Annotated in this window: 16 protein-coding genes and 1 pseudogene; 9 read left to right on the top strand and 8 right to left on the bottom strand. The window is 61.1% G+C overall.

Translation table 11 applies throughout. From position 1 onward, the window contains the following. Positions 1–45: 45 nt before the first annotated feature. A complete protein-coding gene (locus AS026_RS19945) occupies positions 46–1,272 on the bottom strand; it encodes a DNA recombination protein RmuC (RefSeq protein ID WP_062371276.1) in 1,227 nt (408 codons plus the stop codon). A gap of 195 nt (positions 1,273–1,467) precedes the next feature. Here AS026_RS19945 and AS026_RS19940 point away from each other — a divergent pair, with 195 nt between their 5' ends. From AS026_RS19940 to truA, 4 genes are all read left to right on the top strand, one after another. Then, positions 1,468–2,964 (top strand): globin-coupled sensor protein, encoded by a 1,497-nt coding sequence (locus AS026_RS19940; RefSeq protein WP_062371273.1) that lies wholly within the window; start codon positions 1,468–1,470, stop codon positions 2,962–2,964. A gap of 97 nt (positions 2,965–3,061) precedes the next feature. Further along, entirely contained in the window at positions 3,062–3,580 is a 519-nt protein-coding gene (gene def / locus AS026_RS19935) for a peptide deformylase (RefSeq protein ID WP_025658739.1), read from the top strand. A 124-nt stretch (positions 3,581–3,704) separates the two neighbouring features. Beyond that, on the top strand, positions 3,705–4,640 hold the full coding sequence (gene fmt, locus AS026_RS19930) for a methionyl-tRNA formyltransferase (RefSeq protein WP_025658740.1): 936 nt from the start codon (positions 3,705–3,707) through the stop codon (positions 4,638–4,640). Beyond that, positions 4,640–5,440, top strand: a complete 801-nt coding sequence (gene truA / locus AS026_RS19925; protein WP_062371271.1) for a tRNA pseudouridine(38-40) synthase TruA — start codon at positions 4,640–4,642, stop codon at positions 5,438–5,440. The genes fmt and truA overlap by 1 nt, the downstream gene beginning before the upstream one ends. A 12-nt stretch (positions 5,441–5,452) precedes the next feature. Here truA and AS026_RS19920 read toward each other — a convergent pair whose 3' ends face one another. The 3 genes from AS026_RS19920 to dapD form a co-directional block, all read right to left on the bottom strand. Beyond that, on the bottom strand, positions 5,453–6,049 hold the full coding sequence (locus tag AS026_RS19920; protein ID WP_062371269.1) for a hypothetical protein: 597 nt from the start codon (positions 6,047–6,049) through the stop codon (positions 5,453–5,455). After that, a complete protein-coding gene (gene dapE / locus AS026_RS19915) occupies positions 6,036–7,229 on the bottom strand; it encodes a succinyl-diaminopimelate desuccinylase (protein ID WP_062371266.1) in 1,194 nt (397 codons plus the stop codon). The genes AS026_RS19920 and dapE overlap by 14 nt, the downstream gene beginning before the upstream one ends. Before the next feature lie 160 nt (positions 7,230–7,389). Continuing rightward, entirely contained in the window at positions 7,390–8,250 is an 861-nt protein-coding gene (dapD, locus tag AS026_RS19910; protein WP_062371264.1) for a 2,3,4,5-tetrahydropyridine-2,6-dicarboxylate N-succinyltransferase, read from the bottom strand. Between the two features lie 181 nt (positions 8,251–8,431). Here dapD and AS026_RS19905 point away from each other — a divergent pair, with 181 nt between their 5' ends. Further along, a complete protein-coding gene (locus AS026_RS19905; RefSeq protein WP_018857713.1) occupies positions 8,432–9,298 on the top strand; it encodes an LOG family protein in 867 nt (288 codons plus the stop codon). 50 nt (positions 9,299–9,348) lie between these two features. Here AS026_RS19905 and AS026_RS19900 read toward each other — a convergent pair whose 3' ends face one another. Together AS026_RS19900 and AS026_RS19895 are read right to left on the bottom strand one after the other, a co-directional pair. Continuing rightward, positions 9,349–9,972 carry an EF-hand domain-containing protein gene (locus AS026_RS19900; RefSeq protein ID WP_018857712.1) on the bottom strand — a complete coding sequence of 208 codons (624 nt, stop codon included), beginning with the start codon at positions 9,970–9,972 and terminating at the stop codon, positions 9,349–9,351. 109 nt (positions 9,973–10,081) lie between these two features. Beyond that, the gene (locus AS026_RS19895; RefSeq protein ID WP_018857711.1) at positions 10,082–10,789 is read right to left on the bottom strand and encodes a pyrimidine 5'-nucleotidase; all 708 of its coding nucleotides are present in this window, start codon (positions 10,787–10,789) and stop codon (positions 10,082–10,084) included. A 101-nt stretch (positions 10,790–10,890) separates the two neighbouring features. On the opposite strand from AS026_RS19895, the gene AS026_RS19890 reads away from it, so the two are divergent. Then, a complete protein-coding gene (locus tag AS026_RS19890) occupies positions 10,891–11,970 on the top strand; it encodes a bifunctional transcriptional activator/DNA repair enzyme AdaA (RefSeq protein ID WP_062371262.1) in 1,080 nt (359 codons plus the stop codon). Then, on the top strand, positions 11,967–12,740 hold the full coding sequence (locus AS026_RS19885) for an isocitrate lyase/PEP mutase family protein (protein WP_062371260.1): 774 nt from the start codon (positions 11,967–11,969) through the stop codon (positions 12,738–12,740). Before AS026_RS19890 ends, AS026_RS19885 begins: the two co-directional genes overlap by 4 nt. Positions 12,741–12,773: 33 nt before the next feature. On the opposite strand, the gene argB is transcribed toward AS026_RS19885, so the two are convergent. Beyond that, the gene (gene argB / locus AS026_RS19880; RefSeq protein WP_018857708.1) at positions 12,774–13,661 is read right to left on the bottom strand and encodes an acetylglutamate kinase; all 888 of its coding nucleotides are present in this window, start codon (positions 13,659–13,661) and stop codon (positions 12,774–12,776) included. A 134-nt stretch (positions 13,662–13,795) separates the two neighbouring features. Here argB and AS026_RS19875 point away from each other — a divergent pair, with 134 nt between their 5' ends. Continuing rightward, positions 13,796–14,335 (top strand): sigma-70 family RNA polymerase sigma factor, encoded by a 540-nt coding sequence (locus AS026_RS19875; protein ID WP_062371258.1) that lies wholly within the window; start codon positions 13,796–13,798, stop codon positions 14,333–14,335. Next, positions 14,332–15,051: an anti-sigma factor gene (locus AS026_RS19870; RefSeq protein WP_062371256.1), complete on the top strand. Its 720-nt coding sequence runs from the start codon at positions 14,332–14,334 to the stop codon at positions 15,049–15,051. Before AS026_RS19875 ends, AS026_RS19870 begins: the two co-directional genes overlap by 4 nt. A 120-nt stretch (positions 15,052–15,171) precedes the next feature. On the opposite strand, the pseudogene AS026_RS19865 reads toward AS026_RS19870, so the two are convergent. Further along, positions 15,172–15,781 (bottom strand): annotated as a pseudogene (locus tag AS026_RS19865) (IS630-like element ISRel6 family transposase); the annotation flags it as partial.

Raw genomic sequence — 15,781 nt, 5'->3', positions numbered from 1 at the left:
GTCCTGTCCAATGCTTTTTCTTGAGCGCGACACTGCCTGAAGGGCTTACTCGTCGTCAACCACTCTGAGCTTCAGAAGCCCGCTGCGGCTGTCGACGGATTTTGGCGCGCCATCACCGTCCCGCGCCGCGGCCTTGCTGTTGTCGCCGCCCTCGAACTCCAGAGCTTCGATTTTCGCGCCGCGCTTGGTGAGCTTATCGGTGGAGGTGAGGATCTGGTCGACATCTCTTTGGGCCATGGAAAAATGGCTCTGCAGCTTGCGGACACGCTCGTCGAGACGGCCGAGATCGTCCATCAGGTTCGCGACTTCGCCCTGGATGACGTGTGCCTGGGCCCGCATCCGCTGATCCTTCAGGACTGCCTGAATAACCTGGATGGAGAGCATCAGCAGCGAAGGCGACACGATGACGATGCGCGACCGGTGCGCCTTCTGCACGATCGCTTCGAAATTCTCGTGGATCTCCGCGAAGATCGATTCCGACGGCACGAACATGAAGGCCGTGTCCTGCGTCTCGCCTTGGATCAGATATTTCTCGGAGATATCGCGGATGTGCGTTTCCATGTCGCGGCGGAACTGCTGCGAGGCGACCTTGGCTCCGTCAGGTCCGCCGGCGTCCCGGATCGCGTTCCAGGCTTCAAGCGGGAACTTCGCGTCGATCACCAGCGGTGGTGCGCCGTTGGGCATGCGAATGGTGCAGTCCGGGCGCGAGCCATTGGAAAGCGTCTGTTGGAAGGCATAGGCCCCCATCGGAAGGCCGTCGGCGACAATCGTCTCCATGCGCGATTGGCCGAAAGCGCCGCGTGTCTGCTTGTTGGAGAGGATCGCCTGCAAACCGACGACATCTTTCGCCAGTGTCTGGATGTTGTTCTGGGCGGCATCGATGACGGCGAGACGCTCCTGCAGCCGCTGCAGGTTCTCGTGCGTCGATTTGGTCTGCTCGCTGATCGTCGAACTGACGCGCTGCGACATACCATCGAGACGCTGGTTGATCGCCTGGTTCAGCTCGGACTGCCTCGAGCCGAACACTTCGGCCATTGTCGACATGCGCCCGTGCATTTCCGCCTGGATTTTCAGAAGTTCGGCCATTCGAGCATCCGTCTCGGCGGCACGGAGGCTCGCTACCTCGGCCTGCTCGCGCCGCACCTGCCCGCTGCGGACGAGAAGGAGGATCAGCAACAAGACCAGAGCCGCGATCGCGCCTCCGGCGAGCGCCAGCGTGGCAGGACTGATACGGGAAAGGGCGAGGAGAAACGACTCAGAGTTGGTGTTCATTTTGCCACCATAACAAACTCGTGTGGGATGGCTAGATCAAAACGTGAACAACTTGCAAGCCTTCAGAAAGGATTGGCTCGTAGAGGGAACAAACGACAGTTGACAAATCTCAAGTTGATTTAACCTTTGCTCAACCATATTACGTAAAAGGTCAGGTCAAATTCCCTTTTGCATCAATTACAAAGCAGAGAGATCATGACCAGCCAGCAGTCCGACAGCACGCTCAAGCAACGCCTCGATTTCATCGAGCTGGACGACGGAGCCCGCGCGGCGCTGCGTGAGATGCGCCCGGCAATCTCGGAGTTGCTCGGCGGCGCTCTCGACAAGTTTTACGCGAAGCTGGCAAGGACGTCTGAGGTCGCAAGCTTCTTTGCCGATAAAGCGCATATGGGACACGCCAAGAAGCGCCAGGAAGACCACTGGGCCAATCTGGCTGGCGGCAACTTCGACGAAACCTACGTCAAAGGCGTGGTCACGGTGGGCAAGACCCATGCCCGTATTGGCCTCGAGCCTCGCTGGTATATCGGTGGCTACGCGCTGCTGATGAGCGAACTCGTGAAGGGCCTGATGGCCAAGCAGTGGCCCTCCATGTTCGCCAGGCAGCAGGGCAAGGTGCTGGCCGAGAAGCTTTCAGCGGTCATCAAGGCCGCGATGCTCGATATGGACTATTCGATCTCGGTCTATCTGGAAGCGCTCGAAGAGAGGCGACGAAAGCTGGAAGAAGAGCGCGTAAAGGCCGAGCAGGATCAGGCCGTTGCGCTCGATCATCTTCGCCGCGGTCTGGAGGCGCTGTCGAACGGCGATCTCGAGGCCACGCTGCCGCCAGATCTCCCCGGTAATTTCAAAGCCATGGCTGACGACTATAACCGCGCCGTCGCCGCTCTTCGCACGTCCTTTGGCTCGGTGCGGGCAACCTCGGGCGAGATCCTGAGGGGTACGGACGTGATCGCCAAGGCCTCCGATGACCTTGCCTTGCGGACGGCCCAGCAGGCAGCTGGCGTCGAGGAAAGCTCGGCGGCGCTGCAACAGCTTTCGGTCAGTGTCGGACAGACTGCCGCAAACGCCGAAAAGGCATCAGGTGCTGTCCGTGAGACGCAGCTGAAGGCCAAGAACTCCGGCGAACTCGTCACCAGCGCCGTTTCCGCGATGGCGGGCATCGAAAAATCCTCGACCGAGATCGCCAAGATCATCGGCGTCATCGACGAGATCGCTTTCCAGACGAACCTGCTGGCGTTGAACGCCGGCGTGGAAGCTGCGCGGGCCGGCGAAGCGGGCAAGGGCTTTGCCGTCGTTGCGCAAGAGGTCCGCCAACTGGCGCAACGCACCGCCGACGCGGCCAAGGAGATCAAGAACCTGATTTCGGAAAGCTCGGTCCAGGTGAACGAAGGGGTGGACATCGTCAGCAGCACGGGCGAGGCGCTGAACGACATGATCAACCGCATCGATATCATCAACAGCTTCGTTGCCGATATCGCCGCTGCCGCGCGCGATCAGGCAACCGGGGTCAACGAGGTCAGTGTCGCCATCCGCAACATGGACACGATCACGCAGCAGAACTCGGGAATGGTCGAGAACACCTCTGCCGAGACGCGGCGCCTGCGCGGCGAAGTCGACAATCTGGTTGCACTGCTGCAGCGCTTCCGTACCGGCGTCGAGCAACGTTCGATGACCACGACACGCCGCGCCGCATGACGGGAATGCGGCGAAATTCCGGGCTGGGGCGTAAAAAAGCGCTCCGCCCGCCCACCGGATAATTCCATCCTGGAAAAAGATGCGTTATGGGAACGCCATGACCATCAAGCCACTCATCATTCTCCCCGATCCGCTGCTTCGTCAGGTTTCCAAGCCGATCGAGCGCGTCGACGCCGATCTTCAGCGACTTGCCGACGACATGCTTGAAACCATGTACGACGCGCCCGGTATCGGCCTTGCTGCCATCCAGATCGGCGTGCCGCGCCGCATGCTGGTCATCGACGTTTCCCGCGAGGGCGAAGAAAAGCAGCCCCTCGTATTCGTCAATCCGGAGGTCGTGGCATCGACAGACGAGCGTTCGGTATATGAGGAGGGATGCCTTTCGATCCCTGACTATTATGCCGAAGTCGAACGCCCGGCGACCGTCACCGTCAAATATCTCGACCGTGATGGCAAGGAGCAGACGGTGCAAGCCGACGGCCTGCTCGCGACCTGCCTGCAGCACGAGATTGACCACCTGAACGGCGTACTCTTCATCGACCACATTTCTCGCCTGAAGCGGGACATGGTGATCAAGAAGTTCACAAAGGCGGCGAAGTCGGCGAAGGCGCTCTAACCGGACTTTTGCTGACGCAGCCCTGCTGGACAGGCGATTTCGCGGGCCGGATGCCTGAAGGGGCTTGATCTGAAGCTCGCAAGCCCGTTTGAAGACGTCTGACCAGAAACATGGCGGGATAGAAATGTCGCTTCGCATCATCTTCATGGGCACGCCCGAATTCTCCGTCCCGACCCTGCGAGCGCTGATCGACGCGGGTCACACGATTCTTGCCGTCTACACGCAGCCGCCGCGGCCGGGCGGACGGCGCGGGTTGGACCTGCAGAAGTCGCCGGTGCACCAGGCGGCTGAGCTGCTCGGCATTCCCGTCTTTACGCCGGTGAATTTCAAGGATCCGGAAGAGCGCGAGCGCTTCAGGGCGCATGATGCAGATGTCGCTGTTGTGGTTGCCTATGGACTGCTATTGCCGGAGGCGATTCTGACCGGCACGCGCCACGGCTGCTACAATGGTCATGCCTCACTCCTGCCCCGGTGGCGGGGTGCTGCTCCGATTCAGCGGGCGATCATGGCCGGCGACGAAAAGACCGGCATGATGGTGATGAAGATGGACAAGGGGCTCGATACCGGCCCGGTGGCTCTCACCGGTGAAGTCGAGATCGGCCCCGACACCACGGCCGGGGAATTGCACGACAAGCTGATGCATGTCGGGGCCAGGGCAATGGCTGAGGCGATGGTCAAGCTCGAGATGGGCGATCTTCCCCTGACGCCGCAGCCGTCGGACGGTGTGCTCTACGCCGCCAAGATCGACAAGGGCGAGACGCGGATCGACTTCTCGCGGGACGCCGCTGACATCCACAATCACATTCGCGGTCTGGCGCCGTTTCCGGGTGCGTGGTTCGAAGTGGCAATCGGCGGCAAGCCTGAGCGCGTCAAGGTGCTGGCCTCGGAAATCGCACAAGGCCGCGGCAGCGCTGGCGAGTTGTTGACCGATGATCTGGTCGTTGCCTGTGGAACCGGCGCCGTTCGCCTGACCAGACTGCAGAAAGCCGGCGGCAAGCCGTTGCCGGCCGCTGATTTCCTGCGCGGGACACCGCTTCCATCAGGCACGAGGCTTCCCTGATGCATCGTTACCGCATGATCGTTGAATATGACGGTGGTCCTTACGTTGGCTGGCAGCGGCAGGAGAACGGACCGTCTGTCCAAGGGGCGATCGAGAAGGCGATTCTGTCGGCAAGCGGTGAGACGGTGTCGATCCGCGGCGCGGGGCGCACCGATTCCGGCGTTCATGCAATGGGCCAGGTCATCCATGCCGATCTCGCCAGGGTGTGGTCGGCCTTCAAATTGCAGAATGCGCTGAACGCCCATCTCAAGATGGCCGGGGAGCGGGTCGCGATCGTCAGCGTGGAAGCGGCGAGCGAGTTCTTCGACGCACGGTTCTCGGCGCTGCGGCGCCATTATCTTTATCGCATCATCAGCCGCCGGGCGCCGTTGGCGCTGGAGGCCGGGAAGGCATGGTGGGTCCCAAAAGCGCTTGACCATGAGGTCATGCATGCGGCGGCGCAGACGCTCGTCGGCAAGCACGATTTCTCCACCTTCCGCTCCGCACATTGCCAGGCCAACAGTCCGATTCGAACACTTGATCGGCTGGACGTGACGAGAAACGGCGAACTGATCGAGATTCGTGCTACGGCCCAAAGCTTCCTGCACAACCAGATCCGTTCTTTCGCGGGAACACTCAAGCTCGCGGGTGAGGGCAAATGGACGCCGGCCGACGTCCGCGCCGCGTTAGATGCGCGAGACCGCAAGGCCTGTGGCCCGGTCGCGCCGCCGGATGGACTCTATTTCATGCAGGTGGATTATCCCGACGTCATCGTCGACCGGCGCCCGCCGGTGGAAGGCGACGACGGCGAGGACTTCTGATTTTTTCGCTGATCAGACGGGATAAATGCCGAGAAAGCGCTGCAGGTATTCCGACAGCATCAGTGATGGCACGAGCAGCACCAGCGTGAGTGCCCCAACCATCAGGCCTTGGCCGTAAAAGATCATCCTCAGGATGCGTGCGATCGCAAAGACCTGCGCAAGCATGAAGGCCAGCAGCAGCACCGAGACGAGGCCAACCAGCTGTGGCAGGAAGAAGACGAGCGCGAGCAGCATCCCATTGACGTAGGACAGCGGCACGCCGAGCCAATTGACGCTGACGATAACAGGCCCAAAACGCTCGCCCTTCTTGAAGGCCAGCAGCAGCAAGCCTGCAAAGACCAGCGGCACGAACCAATTGGCGGCCTCGACGAGCCCGAGTCTGAAATAGAAGAGTGCGCCGACGTCGGTATGCGGCGGCATCGTTTGCAGGAAGGCCTGGCGCCACCACAGCCACGAGATGCCCATTGGCGGCAGGCACCAGAAGATCGCCCAGAACGAGCGGTTGACGCCGCGATCCGACATGTCGAGGAAGCGAAAGCCGCGCGGATCCATGCGGATCAGCAGCCAGATCCCGGCAAGATAGTACTGAACTTCCCTAAAGCCCGGCATTAGCGAACCAGCGCTCGATGAAGGTTTCATAGATTACCGTAAGTCGCTCGAGGTCGGAAACTGCGACGCGTTCATCGACCATGTGCATCGTCTGGCCGACAAGGCCGAACTCGACGACCGGGCAGTAATCCTTGATGAAGCGGGCGTCCGACGTGCCGCCCGTCGTGGAGAGCTTCGGGGACTGGCCGGTGACGCTTTCGACGGCCGAAGACAGCGAGGCGATCAGCGCGTTGTTGCGGGTCAGGAAGACGTGGCTCGGGCGCTCGGCCCAGACGATATCGTATTTGAGCGGCGCACGGCCGGGGCGCAGCACGCCTTCCGCTGCCGCGGCATCGAGGCGGCGCAGGATCTCCTGTTGCAGGCTCGCGGCGGTCCACGTGTCGTTGAAGCGAATGTTGAAGCTCGCCGTTGCCTTGGCGGGTACGACGTTCGTCGCCGGATTGCCGACGTCGATGGTCGTCACTTCCAGGTTGGACGGCTGGAAATTGTCGGTGCCAGCGTCGAAAGGTGGGTCCATCAGCGCTTGCGTGAGTTGCAGGATGCCGCGCACCGCATTGTCGGCAAGATGCGGGTAAGCGGCATGGCCCTGGACGCCATGCACGGTGATCTTGCCGGAGAGCGAGCCACGGCGGCCGATCTTGATCATGTCGCCGAGCTTGTTCGGATTGGTCGGCTCGCCGACGAGGCAGGCATCCCAGCGCTCGCCGCGCTCGGCCGCCCATTGCAGCAGCTTGATCGTGCCGTTGATCGCCGGGCCCTCCTCATCGCCGGTGATCAGGAACGAGACCGAGCCCTTCGGTGCGCCATGCTTTTCGATATAGCGGGCAATGGCCGCGACAAAGCAGGCGACCCCGCCCTTCATGTCGACAGCGCCGCGTCCGAAGAGTTCGCCGTCCGCAATCTCGGCGCCGAAGGGCGGATGCGTCCAGGCGGCTTCGTCGCCAACCGGCACGACGTCGGTATGCCCGGCAAACATCAGGTGCGGGCCTTCGCCGCCGAGCCGCGCATAGAGGTTCTCGATATCGGGCGTTCCCGGCTCGGTCGCCTTCACCTTATCCACCTTGAAGCCAAGCGGCGACAGCATTGCCTCGAGCGCCGAAAGCGCGCCGCCTTCAGCGGGCGTGACGGACGGGCAGCGAATCAGAGTCTGAAGATTGGCAACGGGATCGGTAGCGGTCATGGGAGTGGAACTATCCAGCGGTAGTGGCAAAGAAAAGGCAAGGCGGCGGTACCGCCTTGTTGAAATGTGCCGTTCATTTTGCCGGATCAAGTCCGACCGTCAGCGTTCCGGAGGCACCCATCGTTTCAGACGCGTAGACCGCCGGAACCTCAAGACTTGATCAGTCGCGAAGCAGCTCGTTGATGCCGGTTTTCGAACGGGTCTTTTCGTCGACGCGCTTGACGATGACGGCGCAGTAGAGGTGCGGCGCCGGCTGGCCGTTGGTCATGGTGGCGTTGCCCGACGGCATCGAGCCTGCAACGACGACGGAGTAGGGCGGCACTTCGCCGTACATGACTTCGCCGGTGGCGCGATCGACGATCTTGGTCGACTTGCCGATATAAACGCCCATGCCGAGGACCGAGCCCTCGCGGATGATGCAGCCTTCGACGACTTCCGAACGCGCGCCGATGAAGCAGTTGTCCTCGATGATCGTTGGGCCTGCCTGCATCGGCTCAAGAACGCCGCCAATGCCGACGCCGCCCGAGAGGTGCACATGCTTGCCGATCTGTGCGCAGGAACCAACGGTCGCCCAGGTATCGACCATCGTGCCTTCGTCGACGAAGGCGCCGAGGTTGACGAAGGACGGCATCAGCACGACGTTCTTGGCGATGTAGGCGGAGCGACGCACGACGCAGTTCGGCACGGCGCGGAAGCCGGCGGCACGGTACTGGTTTTCACCCCAGCCTTCGAACTTGGATGGCACCTTGTCCCACCAGGTCGAGTTGCCCGAACCGCCCTTGACGACTTCCATGTCGTTCAGGCGGAACGAGAGGAGGACGGCCTTCTTCAGCCACTGATTGACCTTCCAGACACCATCGCTGCCACGCTCGGCAACGCGCGCCTTGCCGCCATCGAGAAGTTCGAGCGCGGTTTCGACGGCGTCGCGGACTTCGCCCTTCGTCGACGTGTTCACATTGTCGCGGTTGTCGAAGGCGGCTTCGATGGTCTTTTCGAGGGAGGAAAGGTCGCTGGCGCTCATGAGAATTCCTTAAACTTCGATCTTTATCGTTGGAGACCGAAGCCTCCGGAATTGTGATTGGCAGGGTGCGATCTGCTCTATCGCATGAACGGGTAAAATGGAATGATTTTTCCCGCGGTGTTTCAACGCCTCGGGACGACATACCGGCTGTGGAAGCCGGCGGTATTGAAAGGCATTAGGCATGGCAAAGGCACGAAACGGTAGACTGCGGCGCAAGGATGGCGTTTGGGCCCCGCTCAAGACGAGCGCGGTCGACAAGCATCGCGCCGAGTCCGTCCCAAAGACGCCGCAGACCCTGTCACCGGCCTATCGCCTTGCCTATGTCGACGAGGATTTTCTGTGCCGCGAGGAGTTGCGGCCGATCCGGCTGCAGCTCGAGCTGCTGAAGGTCGAGATGTTGCTCGCCGAGCGCGGCATCAAGTCGACGGTGGTGATGTTTGGTGGCGCCCGTATTCCTGCTCCCGGCCAGAGCGCATGGGCGGCGCGCAACGAGGTGCAGCGGGCCAATCTCGAGGCCGCGTCGGTCTACTACGACGAGGCACGCAAGTTTGCGCGGCTCTGCTCGAAGTATTCGGCGAGCTTCGATTTCCACGAATACGTCATTGTCACCGGTGGCGGGCCTGGTGTCATGGAGGCCGGCAATCGTGGTGCCGCCGATGAAGGCGCGCCGTCGATCGGTCTCAATATCGTTTTGCCGCACGAGCAGGCGCCGAACGTCTACGTCACGCCGGAGCTCAGCTTCAACTTTCACTACTTCGCCATCCGCAAGATGCACTTCATGGTGCGCGCAAAGGCGATTGCGGTCTTTCCCGGCGGTTTCGGCACGCTGGACGAATTCTTTGAGTGCCTGACGCTGATTCAGACAGGCCGCATGGAGAAGATGCCGCTCATCCTGTTCGGGGAGAAGTTCTGGCGCAGCATCATCAATTTCGAGGCATTGGCCGAGTTCGGCACGATTGCGCCTGACGATGTCGACCTGATCAGTTTCGTCGACACTGCGGATGCCGCCTGGAAGATCATCGAGGACTTCTACGAACACCACGAATAGAAAGGCCCGCCGGAACGGCGGGCCCTGGCGATCGATCGGTAAGTATTAGCTTACGGGAATGGACGATCCGGCATATCGTCGAGCGAAATCACCCCGTCCTTGTTGCGATCCATCCAGGTGAAGAACTTGTCGAAGGCGGCTTCCGCTTCCTGCTTGGAAATCTGGCCGTTCTCGTCGGTGTCGAAGCGCTGCATCATCATCATGCCTCGCATCATTCCGCCACGCATGCCGCGGCCTTCAGGGGTGGCCTGCGGTGGTGCTGGCTGGGCGCTGTCGGCATCGGCCGGCGGTGCCATTGGCATTGCATCGTCATCCGCGGTATCATCCGCAGGTGCCTTCATCTTGGCCATCATGGCTTCGCGGTGCTTGCGGATTTCCCCTGGCGTCAGCGAGCCGTCCTTGTCGGTGTCGATCGCGACGAAGATTGCCTCCATGCCGTCCTTGGCTTCCTGCTTGGAGATCTGGCCGTCCTTGTTGGTGTCGAACTGCTTCAGCATGCGAACGAAGATGACTTCGCGGATCGCGCCCATGCGCGGGCCCATCATCATGCCCATGCTGTGCTGCGGGCGAGGCCGATGAGGCTTCTTGTCGTGAGATGCTGCAAAACTGGTGCCTGCGGCACCAACGATCAAGACGGAGGAGAGTGCGGCCAGTATCAGCTTGTTCCGAGACATTTCAGCTCCTTTCAATATGCAATCGCAATCGGATTACAGATGAGAGGGTAGGGCTGGTGTGGCAAAACGCCCAATTAAAGATCGGTAAGCTGGATAAAACTTTCGTAACCTAACCGGTAATCTTCGCAAGAAAATCAGTGAGATCGTCGGTCACGAAGTCGATATGATCGTCCTCGCCGCTGGTCTTTTCCCACCATTCGACAACCGTGTCTTCGAGATTGTTTGGCACCAGCAACACTGTCTGCATGCCAAGGGTCTTTGGAACCTTGAGATTGCGCGGCAGGTCTTCGAACATCGCCGCCTTGCCGGTCTCCACCCGCTTCAACGCTGCGAACTTGTCGTAGGTCGCCTGCGCCGGCTTTGGCACGAAGTCCGCCGCCACGATGTCGAAGATGTCGTCGAAATGCTCGAGGATGCCCAGCGCGCCCGCCGCCATCTCGGCATGCTTGACGCTTCCATTGGTGAAGATGAATTTCCGACCCGGCAGGGCCTTGATGGCCGCGCCCAGTTCGGGCTGCGCCGTCAGGCTGGAGTAATCGATCGCATGTGCCTTCTCTAGGAAGTCGTTCGGATCGATGCCGTGGTGGATCATCAGTCCCTGCAGCGTCGTGCCATGATCGAGATAGTATTGCTTCTGCAGCTTGCGGGCTTCATCCCGCTCCATCTGCAGCAAAGTCGAGACGTAGGCCGTCATGTTCTTGTCGATCTGCGCGAACAGGTTGACGTGATGCGGGTAGAGCGTGTTGTCGAGGTCGAAAACCCACTCGGTCACATGCGAGAAGTCCGCCTTGGTCGGCGTGCGATCTATCTTGGTCATGGGGGCGTTATGGCACGGCTTGCCGCGCAAGGAAATCGGCAAGAAAAAATAGACGCCCGATTTGCGGCGGACGCAGCCGGCAAGGGATGTTAGAACGCCTCATGCTCTTCGATCTGCCCAATGACGATGCGCTCTACGACGCGCTGATTACCCGAAGCCCTGCCTATGAGGGCCGCGCTTACGTTTGCGTCAAGACAACCGGCATTTTCTGCCGGCTGACCTGCCCGGCTCGCAAGCCGAAGCGAGAAAATACCCTCTTCTACGATTCCATCGCCACCTGCATGCGATCCGGATTTCGGCCGTGCCAGCGGTGCCGGCCATTGGAAGAGGCGGGCAGGGAGCCGATCGTTGACGAACTCCTCGAGGCACTCGACAACAATCCGGCAGCGCGATGGACGGAGGACGATCTTATCGCGCGCGGCTACGACCCCTCGACCGTGCGGCGGGCTTTCAAGCGATCAACAGGCGTGACGTTCCTCGATATCGCCCGCTATCGCCGTCTTGGCGAGGCGGCGAAGCAACTGGCGAATGGCGCTCGTGTCATCGATGCTCAGATTGAGGCTGGGTATGAGTCCGGCAGCGGCTTTCGCGCCGCATTCCAGCGGCTGATCGGCAAGGCGCCTGTCATGTCGCAGAAGCGTGATCTCCTGTTTGCCGATTGGTTCGAAACGCCTCTCGGGCCCATGGTGGCGGTCGCGGACCAGACACATCTGCATCTCCTTGAATTCCACGACCGCAAGGCGCTGCCGGCCGAGCTGGATAAGCTGCAGCGCAAGACGCGCTCCTCGGTTGCGGCCGGCCGCACACCTGCGATCGATCAGATCGATACTGAGGTGAAGGACTATTTCGATGGCCGGTCTGCTGCGTTCCGGACGCCGCTTGCGCTGGGCTTCGGCACAGCCTTCGAACGTCAGGTCTGGTCGAAACTGATGGAGATACCCGTCGGCGAGACACGCGCTTATGGTGATATTGCGCGTGACATGGAGAACCCGCAGATGGTGCGGGCCGTCGGGCGCGCCAATGGCGCGAACCAGATGGCAATCGTCATCCCGTGCCATCGCCTGATTGGCGCTGACGGATCTCTGACCGGCTACGGCGGCGGGCTCTGGCGCAAGCAATGGCTTTTGCGGCACGAAGATGAGATGAAGACCAAGGGATTGTTTGTGGAGGAGATCCAATGAATCAGGCTGAGAAGGCAAAGGCATTCGGTGCGCTGCATCAGAAGGGCAACCCTGTCGTCCTTTACAACATATGGGACGCCGGAACGGCGAAGGCCGTGACCGAAGCCGGCGCCAAGGCTCTTGCGACGGGAAGCTGGTCAGTCGCCGCCGCGCAGGGTTATGGGGATGGTGAAAAGATTCCGCTCGAAGCGCTGGTTGCCACCACGCGGTCGATCACCACGGTGAATGACCTGCCGCTCTCGGTCGATTTCGAGGGCGCCTATTCGACGGAACCGGCCGGTGCCGCCGCCAATGTCGAAAAGCTGATCGACGCCGGCGCCATCGGCATCAATTTCGAAGATCAGGTGGTCGGCGGTGAAGGCTTGCACCCGGTTGAGAAGCAGGCCGCCCGCATCCGCGCCATTCGCGAGATGGCGGATCGCCGTGGCATTGCCTTATTCATCAACGCCCGCACCGATCTGTTTCTGCGCGAAGGTGATCTCTCAAAGCACGCAGGACTGGTCGATGCAGCGATCGAGCGTGGCAAGGCTTACGCCGCTGCCGGTGCCAACGGCTTCTTCGTGCCTTGGCTGATCGATGAGGGCCTGATCGAGAAAATCTCGGCCGCCTCGGACTTGCCGGTCAACATCATGATGCGACCGGGCGCTCCAGATGTTAAGACGCTTGCGAGGCTTGGCGTCAGCCGCGTCAGCTATGGGCCAGGACCCTATCGGATGATGATGGAGAAGCTGAAAGAGGCAGCCACGGCGGTCTATGCCGCCGCAGGCTAAAGCACAACTCCCGGAAAAGCGCAGAGCCGCGGCTCAGGGAACGATCAGCGTTCCCGCGCCATGCTCGGTGAAGATCTCGAGCAGCACGGAATGCGCGGTCTTGCCGTTCAGGATGACGACACCCTGGACGCCGGCCTTGATCGCATCGATGCAGGTCTCGACCTTCGGGATCATGCCGCCGGAGATCGTGCCGTCGGCGATCAGCGCGTGCGCCTGGGCAACGGACAGTTCCTTGATCAGATTGCCCTGCTTGTCGAGAACACCGGGGACGTCCGTCAGGAAGAGCAGACGGGTTGCACTCAGCGCCCCGGCGATCGCGCCGGCAAAAGTGTCGGCGTTGATGTTGTAGGTTGCGCCGTCGCGGCCGGGCGCGACCGGTGCGATGACCGGGATCATCTCGGAGCGGGCAAGCAGATCAAGCAGCGTGCGGTCGACTTCGACCACCTCGCCGACGAAGCCGAGGTCGAGCACGCGCTCGATGTTCGAGTCCGGATCCTTGACCTTCTTCTGCGCCTTTTCGGCAAAGACCATGTTGCCGTCCTTGCCGCAAAGGCCGATCGCCCATTCGCCCGTCTGGTTGATGAGCGCGACGATCTCCTTGTTGATCGAGCCGGCTAGAACCATTTCGACGATCTCGACCGTCTTGGCGTCGGTGACGCGCAGGCCGCCCTCGAACTTCGATTCGATGCCCATCTTCGTCAGCATCGCGCCGATCTGCGGGCCGCCGCCGTGGACGACAATCGGATTGACGCCGGACTGCTTCAGCAGCGCGATGTCGCTCGCGAAGGCCTTGCCGAGCTCGGGATTGCCCATGGCATGGCCGCCGTACTTCACGACGATCGTCTTGTTTTCGTAACGCTGCATGAAGGGCAGGGCCTGCGCTAGGAGGCGTGCCTGGGTTTCGCTTTCGGACTGGTTCATGGGATACCCCGTGGAATTGATCGCGGCCTTTTATCTCAAGTTTTTGACAGATGGAATAATCCAGAGGCCAATACTTTGCCGTATGTGCTGGCAACCGCGCTCGAGAAGATCGGCGCTTTGGCAAGAGGCATGGGATGACCAGCGACGAAATCGCACATTTGATAAGCCTCGTTGCGATCGGGGACCGCAAGGCATTCGCTGTGCTCTATCGCGAGACGAGCCCGAAACTTCTTTCCATCTGCCTGCGTATCTTGAGAGACAGAACGGACGCCGAGGAGGCGACCCAGGAGGTCTACGTCAAGATCTGGCAACGCGCCGGCGTTTTTGCTGCTGGATCGGGGGCACCGTCTTCCTGGCTCGCTGCGATTGCGCGTAACCAGGCGATCGACATCATGCGCGCGCGCAAGCCGATCGCCGACGAACTGGACGGTGCATACGACCTCGCGGATGACGATCCTTCGCCCGAGATACAGACTGTGATCAAGGATGAGGGAAGGCGGATTGACACCTGCATGGAAGAGTTGGAAGCTGATCGGGCAACGGCGGTGAAGAGAGCCTATGTCGAAGGGCAGAGCTATCAGGAACTGGCCGATCAGTTTGGCGTCCCCTTGAACACGATGCGCACATGGCTGCGTCGCAGCCTCTTGAAACTGAGAGAGTGCATGGAACGATGACATCGCCGGATCAGAGCAAGGGAGGCCGCTCCCGCGACGAGGTACTCGCCGGTGAGTATGTTCTTGGTGTTCTTTCCTTCAAGGATCGGCGGGTTGTGGAAGAGCGGATGCGCCGCGACAGGCAGTTCGCAGCCATCGTCAGCCGCTGGGAGACCAACCTTTCCGCTTTCAACGACGATTACGACGTCGTCAGCCCCGGTCAGGAAACGTTCAAGCAGATCGAAGCACGTTTGTTCGGTGAGCCGGAAGCTGTCTCGGTGCCGTCGCGCGGTCTATGGAGCTCTATCGTTTTCTGGCGCTGTCTTGCGCTCGTCTCGCTGCTGATCACGGCGGGTGCACTGACAATCGCGACCGTCGCGGTCACGCCGCCTCAAACACCGGCACCGCTCGTCGCCGAGCTGACCGCTGCCAACAGCCAGGTGAACCTGCTCGCCTCCTATGAGCGGCAGAGCGGAAGGGTGAGGATCGTACCCGTCGCCATTGGCAAGCCGCAGGAGAAGTCACTGGAGCTCTGGCTTGTTCCGGCAACCGGGTCGCCAAGATCGCTTGGCGTGTTTCCTCCGGATCAGACCGGCGAGCTGGTCATACCGGTTGATATGCGCGGCAACATAAGCGAGGGCACGTCCCTTGCCGTCAGCCTCGAGCCCTTTGGCGGCTCTCCGACAGGCCAGGCCACGGGCCCGATCGTGGCGAGCGGCACGACACACCGCCGCTAACACTTTTTTCGGCAGACCTGCATTCTCGCTGAAACTCTTCCTGCAAGCCTTCCGTAGCTCCTCATGTCCGCAAGGGAATGCCGGCATTCGGCCGGTCTCATAAGCGGATGCTAGAGCCTTTCATGTTTTGACGGAAGCGTAGCCGGCATTTGAGAAGTAGTTGGCGCATTCCTCTGGCTTTATGGTGTCGGCGAGTAAGCCCAGGTGGCGCCACGTTTCCTCGATGGTTCGCTTTTGAGCCTGGCGCATCCAGTGCTTGATCTTGGCGAAGGCTTGCTCGATCGGATTAAGGTCGGGGGAATATTTCGGCAGGAACCATAGCCTGGCGCCGACGGCCCTGATGGCATCGCGGATGGCCTTGGCTTTGTGAGAGCCGAGATTATCGAGGATGACGATGTCGCCAGGTTTGAGGGTCGGGATCAACTGCTGGCGGACATAGGCGTGGAAGCATTCGCCATTAATGGGACCGTCGAAGACGCAGGGCGCAGTGAGCTTGTCGCAGCGGAGGGCGCCGAGGAAGGTCAGGGTGCGCCAGCGGCCATGCGGGGCAAAGCCGCGCAATCTTTTGCCCCTCGGCCCCCACCCGCGTAACGGCGCCATGTTGGTGCGGATCCAGGTCTCGTCGATGAAGACGAGCCGCTTCGGATCGAAGCGGTCTTGCCAGGCTTTCCAGCGGGCTCTGCGCCGGGCAATGTCGACGCGGCCCTGCTCAAGGGCGAACAGCGTTTTT

It is taken from the genome of Rhizobium altiplani (assembly GCF_001542405.1).
GTDB classification, from domain to species: domain Bacteria; phylum Pseudomonadota; class Alphaproteobacteria; order Rhizobiales; family Rhizobiaceae; genus Rhizobium; species Rhizobium altiplani.
The sequence above is the reverse complement of the archived record's forward strand: the minus strand, read 5'-3'. Positions and strand labels throughout refer to the sequence as shown.